The organism is Streptomyces sp. NPDC003027 (assembly GCF_053591435.1).
The window spans coordinates 67646-85311 of record NZ_JBSFTU010000011.1; the positions used below are offsets into that span (position 1 = coordinate 67646).

Below are 17666 nucleotides of genomic sequence, written 5' to 3' on the forward strand. Positions count from 1 at the left end.
CCAGTGAATTGACGGGGAGCGTCGGCCGCCGGGCGTGGATTAGGCTCGGGCGCATGGCCGACGCACCGTACAAGCTGATCCTCCTCCGCCACGGCGAGAGCGAGTGGAACGCGAAGAACCTGTTCACCGGCTGGGTGGACGTCAACCTCACCGAGAAGGGCGAGAAGGAGGCGGTCCGCGGCGGTGAGCTGCTCAAGGACGCCGGCCTGCTGCCCGACGTACTGCACACCTCGCTCCAGAAGCGCGCCATCCGCACGGCGCAGCTCGCGCTGGAGGCCGCCGACCGCCACTGGATCCCGGTCCACCGCTCCTGGCGACTGAACGAGCGCCACTACGGCGCGCTCCAGGGCAAGGACAAGGCGCAGACCCTGGCCGAGTTCGGCGAGGAGCAGTTCATGCTCTGGCGCCGCTCGTACGACACCCCGCCGCCGGTCCTCGCCGACGACAACGAGTTCTCGCAGGCGCACGACGCGCGCTACGCCACGATCCCGCCGGAGCTGCGGCCCCGGACGGAGTGCCTGAAGGACGTCGTCGACCGCATGCTGCCGTACTGGTACGACGGCATCGTCCCGGACCTCCTGACCGGCCGCACGGTCCTGATTGCCGCTCACGGCAACAGCCTGCGCGCCCTGGTCAAGCACCTGGACGGCATCTCGGACGCGGACATCGCGGGTCTGAACATCCCGACGGGCATCCCGCTCGCCTACGAGCTCGACGAGAACTTCAAGCCGCTCAAGCCGGGCGGCACGTACCTGGACCCGGACGCGGCGGCGGCCGCGATCGAGGCCGTGAAGAACCAGGGCAAGAAGAAGTAGACAGCGCTTGATCAAGCCCCCTGCCTGCGGGTTCTCCGTTGGTAGGGGGCGTGTCGCTGTCAAGGGGCCATGGCTGAGCGGCCGCTGGCCATGGCTGAACCCGGCCTTCCCCGGGGCGTGTTATCCAAGACCGCGGGCGAACTTATTCGCGGGCGAAGATCATGAACGGTCGGTAGGGTCCCGGCCATGACTTCGTCGCTCCGTCTGGAGAAGATCACCCCCGAGAACGTGGACGCCGCCCTGGAGCTGCGTGTCCGGTCCGACCAGGAGAAGAACGTCGCGCCCGTCGCGAACTCGCTCGCCGAGGCGTACGCCTTCGGCGACTGCGCCTGGCCGCGGCTGATCTTCGACGGAGACGAACTCGTCGGGTTCCTGATGGCCTTCATCGACATCCAGTGGGCCCCCAAGAAGGACCCGAACGACCGCCGCAGCGGCCTGTGGCGTCTCAACATCGCCGCCGAGCGGCAGGGCCGGGGGTACGGCCGCTTCGCCGTCGAATCGGTCATCGCCGAGGTCCGCCGCACCGGGGGCCGCCAGGTGTACGTCTCCTGGGAGCCGGGCGAGGACGGCCCCGAGGCGTTCTATCTGAAGCTCGGTTTCCGGCCCACCGGCGAGACGACGGGCGGTCAGCCCGTCGGCGTCCTGGACCTCTGACGGCGTCCTGGACCTCTGACGGGACCCGGGCCCGGCACGCGAAGCCGGCACCGGCACGCGTGAACGGGAGCGGCACGGCCGGAACGAAGGCCGGAAGGAAACGAAGGCCGGAACGAAAGGCCCCGCCCGGATCCTCGGATCGCCGGGCAGGGCCCTTCGCCGTCACTGAGCCGGGCCTGGCCCGAGGCCTAGCCCGAGCAGCCCCCGCACTGGCACGGCGCGCCGGACTGGCAGCCGCAGCCGCAGCCCGAGCCGCACCCGCAGGCGCCGAGGACGGGCAGGAACACCGCGTCGCGCGGGGCCTCCTGCTGGGGATCGGTCGTGGCGGAATCAGCCATGGGGTCCCTCCTCGAAGGCGTAGGTCGCCTTTCCCCATTGCATGCCCGCTCCTCCCGGCGCATCAACGGCGCACAGAGGTGCGGCCCGCCTCCGCCAAGGGCTTACGCGCCCTCCACCGGCGCGTCCGCCTGGTGCAGCTCGTCCGCGTGCTCGCCGGTCACCAGGTACACGACCCGCTTCGCCACCGACACCGCGTGGTCCGCGAAGCGCTCGTAGTAGCGGCCGAGCAGCGTGACGTCGACCGCGGTCTCGATGCCGTGCTTCCACCGGTCGTCCATCAGGTGCTGGAACAGCGTCCGGTGCAGCAGGTCCATCTCGTCGTCGTCGTGCTCCAGCTGCAGCGCCAGGTCGACGTCCTTCGTGATGATGACCTCCGCCGCCTTCGCCATCAGGCGCTGCGCCAGCTGACCCATCTGCAGGATCGTCGCGTGCAGATCCCGCGGCACCGCCGTCTCCGGGAACCGCAGCCGCGCCAGCTTCGCCACGTGCTGCGCCAGGTCGCCCGACCGCTCCAGGTCCGCGCTCATCCGCAGCGAGGTCACCACGATCCGCAGGTCCGTCGCCACCGGCTGCTGCCGGGCGAGCAGTGCTATCGCCCGGGCCTCCAGATCGTGCTGCAGATCGTCGACCTTCTGGTCCGCCGCGATCACGCTCTCGGCGAGCTTCAGGTCCGCGTCGAGCATCGCCGTCGTGGCGCGCCCGACCGCGGACCCGACCAGGCGGGCCATCTCGACCAGGCTCTCGCCGATCGAGTCCAGTTCCTCGTGGTACGCGTCCCGCATCGATGTCCCTCTCTCACAAGCGTCCGGGGTCCGGGTGGGGCTCGGACCCCCACGCTCCCACGTTCGGTCCCGTACGCGTCCGGCTCCTCCACCCCGAATGAACCGGCGCTTTCTCCTCGGTGAACTCTGGGCGACGCACGTCAACGTGGCGAGCGGGGCAAATGAACCACCACCGTCCTCATGGTGAACTCTGGGCGACGACTGTTCGAGCAGCCACTCGGACAGCTGGGAGAGTGTCCCTCACCCCGCATAACCTGGTTGGCATGGACGTGAACGCGGCGGTCGCCGCATTGGCCGCGATCGCCGGGGTGTGCACCGGCGTGATCGCCATGCTGGCGTTCCGCTGGAGCGAGCGCGACCAGGCGCGGCCCACCCGTACCTCCCTGCACACCGACGCGGTGCTCCCGCCCGGCGTCGACACCGTGCTGTCCGTGCTGCGCTCCTCCGCGGTCGTCCTCGACGAGAGCGACTCGGTGGTCAAGGCCAGCTCGGCGGCGTACGCCCTCGGCCTGGTCCGGGGCGGGAAGCTGGCCGTCGAGCCCATGCTCAACATGGCCCGCGACACCCGCCGCGACGGGGAGATACGCCAGGTGGAGCTCGACCTGCCCCGGCGCGGCAGCGGACGCGGCGAGGCCCTCGCCGTCTCCGCCCGCGTCGCGCCGCTCGGCTCCCGCCTGGTGCTGCTCCTGGTCGAGGACCTGACGGAGGCCCGCCGTATCGAAGCGGTACGGCGCGACTTCGTCGCCAACGTGAGCCATGAGCTCAAGACTCCTACGGGCGCGCTCTCCCTGCTCTCCGAGGCCGTCATGGACGCCTCGGACGACCCCGAGGCGGTCACCCGTTTCGCCGGCCGGATGCAGATCGAGGCGACCCGCCTCACCAATCTCGTACAGGAGCTCATCGACCTCTCCCGCGTGCAGAACGACGACCCGCTGGAGGACTCCGAGCCCGTACGGGTGGACGAACTGGTCGCCGAAGCCATCGACCGCTCCCGGCACACCGCCTCCACCAAACAGATCACGATGGCCTCCGGAGGCGCCGCCGGCCTGTACGTCTGGGGGAGCCGCGGCCAGCTCGCCGCCGCCCTCGGCAATCTCGTCGAGAACGCCGTCAACTACTCACCGGCCCGTACGCGGGTGGGCATCGCCGCCCGCCGCGTGACGGCCCCGGGCGGCGACCTGATCGAGATAGCCGTGACCGACCAGGGCATCGGCATCTCCGAGAAGGACCGCGAGCGGATCTTCGAGCGCTTCTACCGCGTCGACCCGGCCCGCTCCCGCGCCACCGGTGGTACGGGTCTGGGCCTGGCCATCGTCAAGCACGTGGCCGCCTCGCACGGCGGGGAGGTCACGGTCTGGAGCACCGAGGGCCAGGGCTCCACCTTCACCCTGCGGCTGCCCGAGGCGGGCGCCGTACGGGACCGCCGGTCGTCGGCCGACGGCACAAGCACGGGCTCCGGCCACGGCTCCGGTCCCGGCCACTCCGGCTCCGGCCACTCCGGCTCCGGCCACGGCTCCCGAGCCTCCTCCGTCTCCCCCACCCCTGATCTCATGACCGAACCGCTCCCTGCCCCGGAGGTCCTTCCGTGACCCGAGTGCTCGTCGTCGAGGATGAGGAATCCTTCAGCGACGCCCTGTCGTACATGCTCCGCAAGGAAGGCTTCGAGGTCGCGGTCGCCGCGACCGGGCCCGACGGACTCGACGAGTTCGAGCGCAATGGAGCGGATCTCGTCCTCCTCGACCTCATGCTGCCGGGGCTGCCCGGCACCGAGGTCTGCCGCCAGCTGCGCAACCGCTCGAACGTCCCGGTGATCATGGTGACGGCCAAGGACAGCGAGATCGACAAGGTCGTCGGCCTGGAGATAGGGGCCGACGACTATGTGACCAAGCCCTTCTCGTCGCGGGAGCTGGTCGCCCGCATCCGCGCGGTGCTGCGCCGGCGCGGCGAGCCGGAGGAGGTCACCCCGGCGGCCCTGGAGGCCGGCCCGGTCCGCATGGACGTGGACCGCCACGTCGTCACCGTCTCGGGCGGCAAGGTCGACCTCCCGCTGAAGGAGTTCGACCTCCTGGAGATGCTCCTGCGCAACGCGGGCCGCGTCCTGACCCGTATGCAGCTGATCGACCGGGTCTGGGGGGCTGACTACGTCGGTGACACCAAGACCCTCGACGTGCACGTCAAGCGCCTGCGCGCCAAGATCGAACCGGACCCGGGCGCGCCGCGCTACCTGGTGACGGTCCGCGGCCTGGGCTACAAGTTCGAGCCGTAGACCGGCGGACCGGCCTGGGCGAGGGTGGCTCATGCCGCGAGGACGACGAAGGGGCGCCCCGCCGGATCACTCCGGTGGGGCGCCCCTCTCCGCGTCGTGGCGCGGTCCGTCAGTGGCCGGACCCGTGCCCGGCCCCCTGCTCGGCCCCGTGGGCGGCCTCACCCGTCGGGCTGGCCGTCGCCGACGCGGTCGGCGTGGCGCCCGGGGGCTTGGGGACCTCGGCCGGGCCGAAGTCCTTGAAGTAGCTGGTCGCGGGGACGACGAACGCCTCCAGGCTCACGTCGCCGGTCCTGCTCAGCTTGAAGACGACCTGCTGGGCGTCGCCGACCTTGGCGGCCTCGCTGCCGTTCTGGATCGTGGCGGAGGCGTTGCCCTTGCCGCCGATGATGACCGAGCCGCCCGCGGGGACGGTGATCGGGCCCGCGCCGGTGGCGGGCTTCAGCTGGACCGTGGCCTTGGTGCCCGGCAGCGTGATCGCGTCGAGGGTCTGCGGCGTGCGGCCGTTGTTGAAGATCGTGGCCGCGACGACGGCCGGGCCCTTCACGGTGGAGTCCGGCTGGGTGATCACGAGCGCGTTCTGGATCTTGACGTCGTCCACCGACGCGGCGGCGTTGTCCGGCCGGACGCCGAGCGTCTGCGCGTCATTGCCCGCCCCGCAGGCGGACAGCGAGGCGATCGAGAACACGATGGCGGTGGCGGCGAGGGCGCCGCGTCGAAGGCTGCGGCTCACGGCGGCGGCAACTCCTAGGACGTTCGGACGGGCGGGGGACAAGCCGGCTGAGGTCGAGCTGTGATCAACCGGCTAAGGGTGAGCTAAAGGTGCGTCAGCGCGCTTAGGTTACCGAGCCGCACTCTCCGGCCCGCACCCGACCCGCCCCTACGGTCTGTCCGGCCGCCCCCGAGGCCTGTCGGGCGGCTCCCGGCCGGGTCCGCGCCCCCTGGCACGGCACCTCGCCGCCTCGGCCCGCCCTCGCTCGCAGGGGCGGGCCGACAGGGCATTGACTCGCCGTGACACACCGTTCACATAACCGTCGTGATCAATTCGCCGACCGGCCGCGCATTTCGCGAACCCGCGCCCGCGGGAAAATCCGTACCGCCGTCCGATGATCAATTCGGGATTCGATCCAGGATGCATCCGTACGGGTGAACGATCCTCGAACGGAGTAGGTGACAAGGCGCCGCCGGAACCCGACAAACCGGTACATCACTCCTTCTTCGGAGGGTCTCGTACGTGTGTGACGCGCGCGTTTCTCTCCGTCCGCACAGCCGCTCCGACCTGCGAATACCCCCTCCGGGGAGCCCGTCGCAGCACGTTCGTGTTGCTGTTGTCAAGCCCTGAGATATGCCCTGACCTGCGAAAACGCCATTCAGAAGAAGCCGTATCCGTGTTACCCTGGATAGCCACGGAAGGGGTACCTGTCACATGACGTTCAAGGTTGGCGACACCGTGGTCTATCCCCATCACGGGGCCGCGCTGATCGAGGCCATCGAAACTCGCCAGATCAAAGGCGTGGACAAGACCTACTTGGTGCTCAAGGTCGCCCAGGGCGACCTGACGGTTCGGGTGCCGGCGGACAACGCGGAGTTCGTCGGAGTCCGCGATGTGGTCGGTCAGGATGGGCTGGACCGGGTCTTCGAGGTGCTGCGCGCGCCGTACGCCGAAGAGCCCACGAACTGGTCCCGGCGCTACAAGGCAAATCTCGAGAAGCTCGCCTCCGGCGACGTCATCAAGGTCGCCGAAGTGGTGCGTGACCTGTGGCGCCGGGAGCGCGAGCGCGGACTTTCCGCAGGTGAGAAGCGCATGCTCGCCAAGGCTCGGCAGATCCTGGTGAGCGAGCTGGCCCTCGCGGAGAACACGAACGAGGACAAGGCCGAGGCTCTCCTCGACGAGGTCCTCGCGTCCTGAGAGCAGCGATGCCGCGGTGCCCGCTGACGTGCTGTGGAACACCACAGTGCCGTCGCCGGGCGCTGCGGCATTATTTCCTCTCCCCGCACTCTCCTGGGCACGCTCCCTGGCCCGCCTCGCACCACGTCCCTCACATCCGCGAGCGCACCAGCTCGTGCACCTCACGGACGCAGACGACGCGCAACGCACGCGACACATGCAACGCACGCGACACGCAGGCCGCCGACACCGCACGGCACACACGTCGCCGCACGGCCGTAGGCGTCCACGAAAACCCATCCAGCACACGAAGAGACCCGTAGCCCCTGTCCCCTCGCGCCACATCCCCTGTGCCCGTCGCGCTACGCCCGACCGTCGTCACGGAAAGGGCCCGGTCCACGCGTCGCGCCCGGCACGGTGAGGGCCTACCCACGTCGGCCGAGGAAACAAACCTGCCGGAGTGCAACCGATGTCAGACGAAGCGCGTCCTGTCCGTACCGCCGTGGTGATCCCCGCGGCCGGCCGGGGCGTACGGCTCGGCCCGGGCGCCCCCAAGGCGCTCCGCGCGCTGAACGGCACCCCCATGCTCATCCACGCCGTCCGCGCGATGGCCGCCTCCCGCGCGGTCTCCCTGGTCGTCGTGGTCGCGCCCCCCGACGGCGCTGTCGGCGCCGCCGAGGTCAAGAACCTCCTCGACACGCACGCCCTGCCCGAGCGCACCGACTACCTGGTCGTCCCCGGCGGGGAGACCCGCCAGGAATCCGTACGGCTCGGCCTCGAAGCGCTCCCCGAGGGCATCACGACCGTCCTCGTCCACGACGCGGCCCGCCCGCTGGTCCCCGTCGACACCGTCGACGCGGTCATCGAGGCCGTACGGGACGGTGCGGTCGCCGTCGTCCCCGCCCTGCCGCTCGCGGACACGGTGAAGGAGGTCGAACCGGCGGAGCACAAGGGCGAGGCCGAGAAGGTCGTCGCCACGCCCGAGCGCTCCCGGCTCCGTGCCGTCCAGACGCCGCAGGGCTTCGACCACGACACCCTCGTCAACGCCCACGCCACCGTCGCCCTCGCCGGAGACGGCGCCACCGACGACGCCGGCATGGTCGAACGGCTCGGCGCGCCCGTCGTGGTCGTGCCCGGCCACGAGGAGGCGTTCAAGGTGACCCGTCCGCTCGACCTCGTCCTCGCCGAGGCCGTTCTCGCCCGCCGGAGGGCCAACGATGGCTTCTGAGCCCCTGAAGCTGCCGCAGGTCGGCATCGGCACCGACGTCCACGCCTTCGAGCGCGGCCGCGACCTGTGGTGCGCCGGCCTCCTGTGGCCCGAGGAGGAGTACGGCCTCGCCGGGCACTCCGACGGTGACGTCGCCGCCCATGCCGCCTGCGACGCCCTCTTCTCCGCCGCCGGCATCGGCGACCTCGGCGCCCACTTCGGCACCTCCCGCCCCGAGTGGTCCGGCGCCTCCGGCGTCACCCTGCTCGCCGAGGCCGCCCGCATCGTCCGCGCCGAGGGGTACGAGATCGGCAACGTCGCCGTCCAGGTCATCGGCGTCCGCCCGAAGGTCGGCAAGCGCCGCGACGAGGCACAGAAGGCGTTGAGCGAAGCCGTCGGCGCCCCCGTCGCCGTCTCCGGCACGACGACCGACGGCCTCGGCCTCACCGGCCGCGCCGAGGGCCTCGCGGCCATCGCGACCGCTCTCGTCGTCCGCGTACGGCCCGAGAGGGACGCCGGCTGATCGGGCGGCGGAACACCGGCGGCCGTCCGCGTACGGCCGCAGCCGCCCGCTCCCCGATCCGGCCCGATCGACGGGACACGCCCACAGAAGCCCGTGACCACGGTGAAAAAGACGCCCCGCGGTCGGGAATCGGTCGCGGGGCACTACCACACGCCCACTACCCTGGAGTGGTGACTATTCGCCTGTACGACACCAGCGCCCGGCAGATCCGTGATTTCACCCCGCTCACACCGGGCTGCGTCTCGATCTACCTCTGTGGCGCCACCGTGCAGGCCGCCCCGCACATCGGCCACATCCGGTCGGGGCTGAACTTCGACATCATGCGCCGCTGGTTCCAGTACCGCGGCTACGACGTCACGTTCGTCCGCAACGTCACCGACATCGACGACAAGATCATCGCCAAGGCGGCCGACCAGGGCCGCCCCTGGTGGTCCATCGGCTACGAGAACGAGCGCGCCTTCAACGACGGCTACCAGGCCCTCGGTTGCCTGCCGCCCAGCTACGAGCCCCGTGCCACCGGTCACGTCACCGAGATGGTCGAGATGATGCGCGGCCTCATCGAGCGCGGCCACGCCTACGAGGCCGACGGCAGCGTCTACTTCGACGTGCGCTCCTTCCCCGGCTACCTCGCCCTGTCCAACCAGGACCTCGACGACCTGCGCCAGCCCGCCGAGGAAGGCATCACCGGCAAGCGCGACCCGCGCGACTTCGCGATGTGGAAGGCCACCAAGCCCGGCGAGCCCGACTGGGAGACCCCGTGGGGACGCGGTCGCCCCGGCTGGCACCTGGAGTGCTCGGCCATGGCCCACAAGTACCTCGGCTCCGCCTTCGACATCCACGGCGGCGGGCTCGACCTGATCTTCCCCCACCACGAGAACGAGATCGCCCAGGCCAAGGCGTTCGGCGACGACTTCGCCTCGTACTGGGTGCACAACGCCTGGGTCACCATGAGCGGCGAGAAGATGTCGAAGTCCCTCGGCAACTCCGTCCTCGTCTCCGAGATGGTCAAGAACTGGCGCCCCATCGTCCTGCGCTACTACCTCGGCACCCCGCACTACCGCTCGATGATCGAGTACAGCGAGGAGTCGCTGCGCGAGGCCGAGTCCGCGTTCGCGCGGATCGAGGGCTTCATCCAGCGCGTCACCGAGAAGGCGGGCAAGACCGTCCCGCCCGCCCCCGAGGTGCCGCCCGCCTTCGCCGACGCCATGGACGACGACCTGGGCGTCCCGCACGCCCTCGCGATCATCCACACCACCGTCCGGCAGGGGAACAGCGCGCTGGCCGCCGACGACAAGGACGAGGCCATCGCCCGCCTCGCCGAGGTCCGCGCCATGCTCGGCGTCCTCGGCCTCGACCCGCTCGACCCCCTGTGGGCCGGCGAGTCCGGCGGCGGCGAGGACCTCCACGGCGTCGTCGACACACTCGTACGCCTCGTGCTCCAGCAGCGCGAGTCGGCCCGCGAGCGCAAGGACTGGGCGACCGCGGACGCGATCCGCGATCAGCTCACCCAGTCCGGCCTGGTCATCGAGGACGGCCAGGACGGGGCTCGCTGGACGCTCGCCTCCCGCTGACGCGGGCCCGGGCACCCACTGATGTGCCGCTCGGCGGACCGGGCGGCACACTTCATCTACAGACTTATGTACGCAGTCGAGGAAAACAGGTAGTCATGGCCGGGAACAGCCAGCGCAGGAACCGTCGCACGTCCAACAAGAAGGGCGCGACGGTCGGCAGCGGTGGCCAGCGGCGCAAGGGCCTCGAGGGCAAGGGCCCCACGCCGCCCGCCTCCGCCCGCAAGGGTCACAAGAAGAACCGCATCGCCGCCGCCCAGGCCAAGCACGCCGCCGCCCGCCGCCCCGCACCCCGCCGCGGCGGCCCCAAGGGCACCTCCGAGATGGTCGTCGGCCGCAACCCGGTCTTCGAGGCGCTCCGCGACGGCGTCCCCGCGACCACGCTGTACGTCCAGCAGTTCATCGACAACGACGAGCGCGTACGCGACGTCCTCAAGCTCGCCGGCGAGCGCGGCAACATCAACCTGATGGAAGCCCCGCGCCAGGAGCTCGACCGGATGACGAACGGGCTCAACCACCAGGGCGTCGTCCTGCAGGTCCCGCCGTACGAGTACGCGCACCCCGAGGACCTGACGGCGGCCGCCTACGAGGCCCACGAGGACCCGCTGATCGTCGCCCTCGACGGTGTCACCGACCCCCGCAACCTCGGCGCGATCGTCCGCTCCGTCTCCGCCTTCGGCGGCCACGGCGTCGTCGTCCCGGAGCGCCGCGCCGCCGGTATGACCGCCGGCGCCTGGAAGTCCTCGGCCGGCACCGCCGCCCGTACTCCCGTCTCCCGCGTCACCAACCTCACCCGCGCGCTGGAGGGCTTCCAGAAGGAGGGCCTCACGGTCGTCGGCCTCGCCGCCGACGGTGAGCACACGGTCGAGGACCTGGAGGCGCTCGACGGCCCCGTCGTCATCGTCATCGGCAGTGAGGGCAAGGGCCTCGGCCGGCTCGTCGGCGAGACCTGCGACTACCGCGTCCGCATCGCCATGCCCGGTGGCGCCGAGTCGCTCAACGCGGGCGTCGCCGCCGGAATCGTCCTCTACGAGGTCGCCCGCCGCCGCTCGCGCTGACCCTCCGTACGCCCCTCGAACGGCGTACACCCGGAACGGGCCCACCTCCCTGAGCTGGGCCCTTTCCCGTGCCAGGCGATCTTGACGGGTCTCGGACATTCCGAGCCCGTCAAGGCAGTGTCCTAACCCCACGTCACTCGGTTAGATGAGTGTGGACACCAGAACGCCCCGGCCGGGGTTCGACGATCAGCCCGCGCTGAGCATGGTCAAAGTGGATTCCGACCCCGCGCAGGTCATCGTGAACCACGCCAGCTTCCGTGTGCGGCTCGCGCCGACCGCCCAGCAGTCGAAGTTCGCCGCCGCCCCCCGCCTCTCCGCACTCGGCGGGGGAGCCGCCGTGGGGGCGGCCGCGGCCGTGGGAGCGGCGGGCCGCCGCCGCCCCGTCGTCTGGACCGGAAAGTCCGCGCCGGGCGACCCCGGCGCGACCGGACTGCTCCAGGCCATGCGCGAGTCCTCCGTCTCCACCCTCGAACCCCCCGCGTCCCTCGACGCCGGAGCCACGCAGGCCATCCCGCGCATCGGCGACACCATGCCGACCCCCGTCGTCCCCGGAGCCGCCGACGGACCCCCGCTGCTGCCCCCCATGCGGCGCGCCGAAGGGGCCTACGACCCGCCGCAGGGCGAGTCGTACGAGGAGCCGCCCTACGGTCCGTCGTACGACGAAGGGGACGCCGACCCGGACGACGACCGCGCCCGCTCGCACCGCCACGGCGCCGACCCGGTCCGGCACGCCTACTACCCCGGGCGCCGGATGAACCTCGGCGTCGTGCTGCTCCCGCTCCGCGTCTTCCTCGGCTTCATCTCGATCTACGCCGGCATGGGCAAGCTGTGCGACCCCGTCTACTTCGACGGCGGCGAACGCGGCTCCATGGTCAAGTGGCTCAACTCGCTCCACCCGTGGGACCTCGCCGAGCCCCTGCGCGACTTCGCCCTCCAGCACCCCGTCGGCGCGGGCCTGACCGTCGCCTTCCTCCAGGTCGTCGTCGGCGTCCTGACCGTCCTCGGGCTCTGGCAGCGGGTCGCCGCCGTCATCGGCGCCCTGCTCTCCGCCGCGCTGATCCTCACCGTCAGCTGGAAGAGCGTCCCGGTCTACGACTCCGCCGACATCATCTTCCTCGCCGCCTGGTCACCGCTGATCATCGCCGGCGCCCCCGTCTACTCCATCGACGGCCGCCTCGCGGGCGAGGCCTGGCGGACCCTCGGGCCCCGCTCCGAGCTGTGGGACCTGCGCCGCCGCGTCCTGCGCCGGGGCCTCGTCGTCACCTCCGTCGTCGTCGGCCTGACCCTGCTCGTCGGCTCGATGCTCGGCGGAGCCGTCCGCTCCACGGAGATGGTCACGGTGCCCGGCCCGAACGACGACCCGATCAACCACCTCCCCGGCCAGCCCCTCACGCGGGAGCCCGGCGAGCGCAGCCCGTCCAAGTCCGCCTCCACCCGCCCCAAGCCGTCGGAGACCGCCGGCGCGAGCGGGGAGCGCGAGGAGAAGGAGGAGAGCGCCGCGCCGAGCCAGACCGCACGGGAGACCGGCCGCGCCGAGCAGAGCCGGCCCACCGCCACGCGCGGTACGGACAGCTCGCCGAGCCAGTCGAGGCCGGCCCCGACCACCACCTCCGGCCCGACGAGCACCGGGGGCGGGAGCAGCGGTGGCTCGGGCGGTTCAGGATCCGGCGGCGGCAGCGGCTCCACGGACGGCGGCTCGACGACGGGCGGCAACCGCAACCCGATCGGCGGCCTGCTGGGCTGACGTACGGCGCAGACGGAGAGGGCGGCCCCCCGCGTGAAGCGGGGGGCCGCCCTTTTGTATGTGTACGGGGGAGGTCGCGCCCGGACATGTCGTGGGCCCCTCGGGGGCATGCTCCGGGCTATCGGGGCTGTGAGGCTGCCGGGGATGCCTGGGCGGTCCTCTCCGGGGCCCGGCAGCCTGCCAGGCGCCCTGGGAGAGGCAGTCGGGCTGTCAGAGGCGCGCCCGGCAGGCTGCCGGGCTGTCAGGTGCCGTGAAGCGGCGGTCGGGCTGTCAGGTGCCGTGAAGCGGCGGTCGGGCTGGCAGGCGCCCTGGAAAGGCTGTCGGGCTGTCAGGCGCCCGGGGAGGCCAGCTCCTTCGCCGCCTCCGTGAGGTCCTTCGCGGTGTCGATGGCCCGCCAGTACGCCCCCTGGGGCAGCGGGAAGCCCGCCAGACGGCGCTCACGGGCGAGACGGGGGAACGTGGTGCGCTCGTGGTCGCCCCGGTCCGGCAGAAGGTCCGTGAAGGCCGCGGAGAAGACGTACACGCCCGCGTTGATGAGATACGGCGACGGCGGCGACTCGATGAAGTCGGTGATGTGCCCGAAGGTGTCGGTCTCGACAGCACCCCACGGGATCCGGGGGCGGGCGAGCGCGAGGGTGGCGGTGGCGTCGCGCTCCGCGTGGAACCCGGCCATCTCCCGCAGGGAGAAACGGGTCCAGATGTCGCCGTTGGTGGCGTACCAGGGCTCCCCGGGCTCGGGCAGATGCGCCGCCGCGTATTTCAGACCGCCGCCGCGGCCCAGCGGCTCCGTCTCGACGACCGTCGTCACGCGCAGGGGGAGGACGGCGGAGGCGAGCCACTCCTGGAGCACCTCGGCGAGATGGCCGCAGGAGACCACGGCGTCCGTGACGCCCTCGGCGGCGAGCCAGGACAGCTGATGGCCGATGATCGGGGTCCCGGTGCCCGGGATCTCGACCATCGGCTTGGGGCGGTCGTCGGTGTAGGGGCGCAGGCGCGAGCCCTGGCCGCCCGCCAGGACCACGGCCTGCGTCGGGGTGGTGTGCATACCGGAACGATATGCGTCCCTCTTGAGGCTGGACTGTCGATCGGCGTGCCGGCTCAGCTGGCGTACATCACGCCGGACGCGAACGAGGTGTCGCAGACCGGGCGGGAGTAGGACTGGGCGCGCGTGGGGCCGTAGTGCTGGACGGCGGCGCGGCCGAGGGCGCGGGCGATCGACATGCAGTGCTTGGCGAGGGACGGGCGGTTCTCGACCTCGCGCTGGAGGTGGGTGAGAGCCGTTCCGGGATCCTTCTCCTGAAGCTCTGCGAGGAGCCGGTCGCGGAGAATATCCTGCGGGGCGCGGGGCTTGGCGGGGACGGAGACGTCCTCGGAGGATGCGGTGAGCATCTGGGTCCCGGAGCCCTGGCCGGCCCACGGAACGGCGGACACCGCGAGCGTGCCGGAGAGCACCAGGACGACGGGCAGGACGAGGGCGAGAGAGCGGCCGATACGGCGGGCAGTGTGCTTCACGCAGGCGAGCGTAGCGGCCCGTAGTGACATGGCGACATTTAGTCACTCTCGCGGGGGATGGCTCTCGGCGGCTTTTCGAATTCCGTGTTGACGCGGGTGCCCGAATTGGCGGGTCTGCCGGGGTATTTGTCGCCAGCCGTGGCGGGGGGTGCGGGAGTACGCGAGAGGCCCCGCGCCCGCAAGCGGGGACGGGGCCTTTCGGCGGCTGACCGGGGTGCCGGTCCCGGCGTCAGCCGGAGAGGCGCTCGCCCGTCGAGGTGGAGAAGACGTGCAGCTCGTCGGCGCGGGGCACGACGTGCAGGGTGGAGCCCTTCTCCGGCACGGCGCGGCCCCCGACGCGGACGACCAGGTCCTTGTCCTCGCTGCCGACGCGGGAGGAGCCGTAGACGTAACCGTCGGCGCCGAGCTCCTCGACGACGTTCACGGAGACGGCCAGGCCCTCCTTGCTGGTGGCGCCCGAGACGTCGAAGTGCTCGGGGCGGATGCCGACGGTGACGGTCGTGTCGCCCTTGGCGGTGGCGGCGGAGAGCGCCTCGCGGGAGACCGGGACGACGCTGTTGCCGAACTTCACGCCGCCGTCGGTGATCGGAACCTCGATCAGGTTCATGGCGGGGGACCCGATGAAGCCGGCGACGAAGAGGTTGGCGGGGCGGTCGTACATGTTCCGCGGCGAGTCGACCTGCTGGAGCAGACCGTCCTTCAGCACGGCGACGCGGTCGCCCATGGTGAGGGCCTCGACCTGGTCGTGGGTGACGTACACCGTGGTGATGCCGAGCCGGCGCTGGAGGCTGGCGATCTGCGTACGGGTGGAGACACGGAGCTTGGCGTCGAGGTTCGACAGCGGCTCGTCCATGAGGAAGACCTGCGGCTCACGCACGATGGCGCGACCCATGGCGACACGCTGGCGCTGACCACCGGAGAGCGCCTTGGGCTTCCGGTCGAGGTACGGCGTGAGGTCGAGGATCTTCGCGGCCTCTTCGACCTTGGCGCGGATCTCGGCCTTGTTGACGCCGGCGATCTTGAGCGCGAAGCCCATGTTGTCGGCGACGGTCATGTGCGGGTACAGCGCGTAGTTCTGGAACACCATGGCGATGTCCCGGTCCTTCGGCGGCAGGTGCGTGACGTCGCGGTCACCGATGCGGATGGAGCCGCCGTTGACGTCCTCCAGGCCGGCGAGCATGCGCAGGGAGGTGGACTTGCCGCAGCCGGAGGGGCCGACGAGGACGAGGAACTCGCCGTCCTCGATCTCGATCTCGAGCTGGTCGACGGCGGGCTTGTCGGACCCCGGGTAGAGCCGGGTCGCCTTGTCGAACGTGACAGAAGCCATGGTGGTGTGTCCCTTCACCGGCAGGAACGTGCCGGACGATCCGTAGTGGAAGGAAGGATGGGTCTAGTCCATCGGAGTGAACTTCCCGTGACGCTACCTTGGCGGTGTCCGATCTGTCAGCAGTCGGGGGCGGAGAGATTTTCGAGCAGGGCCGCGCTGCATGGGAATCGCGGCGCGGCCCTGGTGCTTGCGCCGGTCGGCGATGCCGAGGGCCTCCCGTTTGACGCGCTCGGCCTCGGCGCCGACCACACGTACCGGCTCCGTCATCGCCCCTCCCCGCCCTGCTGTCCGATAATCGGAACTGCACTCCAGTCCGGTCAACGAACGTGTGGGCGGGTGGTTACGGTGATCTTGAAGTTCTTGGCTGGGGGTTCGCGACGCTGTGTAGAGTGGTGGAGCCTCGCGCGCGTGAGCGTTGAGAGCGATGCCTCCTTAGCTCAGCGGAAGAGCAACGCACTTGTAATGCGTAGGTCGTCGGTTCGATCCCGACAGGGGGCTCCACCAATCTCGTGTCCCGGACCACTCAGGTCCGGGACGCTTGTGCGTTGCGGCCCCCTCAGCGGCCCGAGAGGCGGTCGGCGATCTTCGCGAGGCGGTCCGTCGTCGCCGTGTGAGTCGTGGATTCGCGGTGGTCGGCCGTGCGGTAGGCCGCGTACATCGTCTGGACGCCGAGCCAGCGGAAGGGCTCCGGCTCCCACTTGCGGACCTTGTGGTCGACCCAGGGCAGCGCGGTCAGGTCGGTGGGCCCCGACTGGCCCGAGTCCTGCTGGATGAGGTCGCGGAGAGTACGGGCGGCGAGGTTGGCGGTGGCGACGCCGGAGCCGACGTAACCGCCTGCCCAGCCGAGGCCGGTGGAGCGGTCGAGGGTGACGGTGGCGCACCAGTCGCGCGGGACGCCGAGGACGCCGGACCAGGCGTGGGCGATGCCGAGGCCGGCGAGGGAGGGGAAGAAGCGGATGAGGATCTCGCGGAGGGCTTCGACGGTCTGGGGCTGGGTGCGTCCGTCGTTGTCGGTGCGGGAGGCGTAGCGGTAGGGGACGCCGCGGCCGCCGAGCGCGATGCGGCCGTCGGCGGTGCGCTGCGCGTACATGTAGGCGTGGGCCATGTCGCCGAGGGTTTCGAGGCCGTTCCAGCCGACGGTCTCCCACTGGGCGTCGGTGAGGGGCTCCGTGGCGATCATGGAGGAGTTCATGGGGAGCCAGGTGCGCCGCTGCCCGGCGAGGGAGGCGGTGAAGCCTTCCGTGCAGCGCAGGACGTACGGGGCGCGGACGGTGCCGTACGGGGTGATGGCGTGCTTGGGCTCGATCTCGGTGACCGGGGTGGACTCGTGGATGGTGACGCCGAGGGCTTCGACGGCCGCGGCGAGGCCCTTGACGAGCTTCACGGGGTGGAGGCGGGCGCCGTGGGGTGTCCAGGAGGAGCCGACGGCGCCGGTGACGCGGACGCGGTCGGCGGTTTCCCGGGCGCCGAGGAGTTCGCGGTCCTTCTCGCCGAAGGCGATCTCGACGGCGTGGAAGTCCTTGAGGCGGGCGAGCTGGGCGGGGGAGGTCGCGACCTCCAGGACGCCCCCCTGGTGGATGTCGGCGTCGATGCCTTCCTCGGCGGCGACGCGGATGACCTCGGTGACGGTGTCGTTCATCGCCTGCTGGAGACGGACGGCCGCGTCGTGGCCGTGGAGCTTGGCGTACCGGTCGCGGCCGGCGATGCCGTTGTAGAGCCAGCCGCCGTTGCGTCCGGAGGCGCCGTAGCCGCAGAACTTGGCTTCGAGGACGGTGATATTGAGGAAGGGGACGGCCTTTTTGAGGTAGTAGGCGGTCCACAGGCCGGTGTAGCCGCCGCCGACGATGCAGACGTCGGCCGTGGCGTCCCCGGGCAGAGGTTCGCGGGGAGCGGGGGTGCCTTCCCGCGCGTACCAGTATGAAATGCCGCCGTTGACCGTGCTGCTCATGGTGCCCTTCTCCCTGGGGTGTGGGCGGGAGGTTACTT

At 71.1% G+C, this 17666-nt stretch carries 17 protein-coding genes and 1 tRNA gene; 11 read left to right on the plus strand and 7 right to left on the minus strand.

What is annotated here, in order from left to right; genetic code table 11:
* Positions 1-53 precede the first annotated feature (53 nt).
* Together ACWDX6_RS11210 and ACWDX6_RS11215 are read left to right on the plus strand one after the other, a co-directional pair.
* Positions 54-815, plus strand: a complete 762-nt coding sequence (locus tag ACWDX6_RS11210) for a phosphoglyceromutase (protein ID WP_451484666.1) — start codon at positions 54-56, stop codon at positions 813-815.
* Between the two features lie 186 nt (positions 816-1001).
* Positions 1002-1469 carry a GNAT family N-acetyltransferase gene (locus ACWDX6_RS11215; protein ID WP_451484667.1) on the plus strand — a complete coding sequence of 156 codons (468 nt, stop codon included), beginning with the start codon at positions 1002-1004 and terminating at the stop codon, positions 1467-1469.
* 188 nt (positions 1470-1657) lie between these two features.
* On the opposite strand, the gene ACWDX6_RS11220 is transcribed toward ACWDX6_RS11215, so the two are convergent.
* Both ACWDX6_RS11220 and phoU read right to left on the minus strand, forming a co-directional pair.
* Positions 1658-1807, minus strand: a complete 150-nt coding sequence (locus ACWDX6_RS11220; RefSeq protein ID WP_403287565.1) for a hypothetical protein — start codon at positions 1805-1807, stop codon at positions 1658-1660.
* 102 nt (positions 1808-1909) lie between these two features.
* Positions 1910-2590 carry a phosphate signaling complex protein PhoU gene (phoU, locus tag ACWDX6_RS11225; protein WP_451484668.1) on the minus strand — a complete coding sequence of 227 codons (681 nt, stop codon included), beginning with the start codon at positions 2588-2590 and terminating at the stop codon, positions 1910-1912.
* Positions 2591-2853: 263 nt separating this feature from the next.
* On the opposite strand from phoU, the gene ACWDX6_RS11230 reads away from it, so the two are divergent.
* Entirely contained in the window at positions 2854-4179 is a 1326-nt protein-coding gene (locus ACWDX6_RS11230; protein ID WP_451484669.1) for a sensor histidine kinase, read from the plus strand.
* Positions 4176-4856 (plus strand): response regulator, encoded by a 681-nt coding sequence (locus ACWDX6_RS11235; RefSeq protein ID WP_451484670.1) that lies wholly within the window; start codon positions 4176-4178, stop codon positions 4854-4856. The genes ACWDX6_RS11230 and ACWDX6_RS11235 overlap by 4 nt, the downstream gene beginning before the upstream one ends.
* A 109-nt stretch (positions 4857-4965) precedes the next feature.
* Here ACWDX6_RS11235 and ACWDX6_RS11240 read toward each other — a convergent pair whose 3' ends face one another.
* Positions 4966-5586: a DUF461 domain-containing protein gene (locus tag ACWDX6_RS11240; protein ID WP_451484671.1), complete on the minus strand. Its 621-nt coding sequence runs from the start codon at positions 5584-5586 to the stop codon at positions 4966-4968.
* A 693-nt stretch (positions 5587-6279) separates the two neighbouring features.
* Here ACWDX6_RS11240 and ACWDX6_RS11245 point away from each other — a divergent pair.
* The 6 genes from ACWDX6_RS11245 to ACWDX6_RS11270 all read left to right on the plus strand — a co-directional run bounded on the left by ACWDX6_RS11245 (position 6280) and on the right by ACWDX6_RS11270 (position 12841).
* Positions 6280-6762: a CarD family transcriptional regulator gene (locus tag ACWDX6_RS11245; protein ID WP_003953493.1), complete on the plus strand. Its 483-nt coding sequence runs from the start codon at positions 6280-6282 to the stop codon at positions 6760-6762.
* Between the two features lie 448 nt (positions 6763-7210).
* Positions 7211-7969, plus strand: a complete 759-nt coding sequence (ispD, locus tag ACWDX6_RS11250) for a 2-C-methyl-D-erythritol 4-phosphate cytidylyltransferase (protein ID WP_451484672.1) — start codon at positions 7211-7213, stop codon at positions 7967-7969.
* Positions 7959-8471 carry a 2-C-methyl-D-erythritol 2,4-cyclodiphosphate synthase gene (gene ispF, locus ACWDX6_RS11255; protein WP_451484673.1) on the plus strand — a complete coding sequence of 171 codons (513 nt, stop codon included), beginning with the start codon at positions 7959-7961 and terminating at the stop codon, positions 8469-8471. The genes ispD and ispF overlap by 11 nt, the downstream gene beginning before the upstream one ends.
* A gap of 170 nt (positions 8472-8641) precedes the next feature.
* Entirely contained in the window at positions 8642-10042 is a 1401-nt protein-coding gene (gene cysS, locus ACWDX6_RS11260; protein WP_451484674.1) for a cysteine--tRNA ligase, read from the plus strand.
* A 95-nt stretch (positions 10043-10137) separates the two neighbouring features.
* A complete protein-coding gene (rlmB, locus tag ACWDX6_RS11265) occupies positions 10138-11097 on the plus strand; it encodes a 23S rRNA (guanosine(2251)-2'-O)-methyltransferase RlmB (RefSeq protein WP_451484675.1) in 960 nt (319 codons plus the stop codon).
* A 145-nt stretch (positions 11098-11242) separates the two neighbouring features.
* Complete coding sequence (locus ACWDX6_RS11270; RefSeq protein ID WP_451484676.1) at positions 11243-12841, plus strand: DoxX family membrane protein; 1599 nt, start codon at positions 11243-11245, stop codon at positions 12839-12841.
* Between the two features lie 328 nt (positions 12842-13169).
* On the opposite strand, the gene ACWDX6_RS11275 is transcribed toward ACWDX6_RS11270, so the two are convergent.
* The 3 genes from ACWDX6_RS11275 to ACWDX6_RS11285 form a co-directional block, all read right to left on the minus strand.
* Positions 13170-13886, minus strand: a complete 717-nt coding sequence (locus ACWDX6_RS11275; RefSeq protein ID WP_451484677.1) for a nucleotidyltransferase family protein — start codon at positions 13884-13886, stop codon at positions 13170-13172.
* Positions 13887-13939: 53 nt separating this feature from the next.
* Positions 13940-14353: a hypothetical protein gene (locus ACWDX6_RS11280; protein WP_451484678.1), complete on the minus strand. Its 414-nt coding sequence runs from the start codon at positions 14351-14353 to the stop codon at positions 13940-13942.
* 229 nt (positions 14354-14582) lie between these two features.
* A complete protein-coding gene (locus tag ACWDX6_RS11285) occupies positions 14583-15680 on the minus strand; it encodes an ABC transporter ATP-binding protein (RefSeq protein WP_451484679.1) in 1098 nt (365 codons plus the stop codon).
* Between the two features lie 426 nt (positions 15681-16106).
* Here ACWDX6_RS11285 and ACWDX6_RS11290 point away from each other — a divergent pair.
* Positions 16107-16181: transfer RNA gene (locus tag ACWDX6_RS11290), tRNA-Thr, on the plus strand.
* Positions 16182-16236: 55 nt separating this feature from the next.
* Here ACWDX6_RS11290 and ACWDX6_RS11295 read toward each other — a convergent pair.
* Positions 16237-17628, minus strand: a complete 1392-nt coding sequence (locus tag ACWDX6_RS11295) for an NAD(P)/FAD-dependent oxidoreductase (RefSeq protein ID WP_451484680.1) — start codon at positions 17626-17628, stop codon at positions 16237-16239.
* Positions 17629-17666 lie beyond the last annotated feature (38 nt).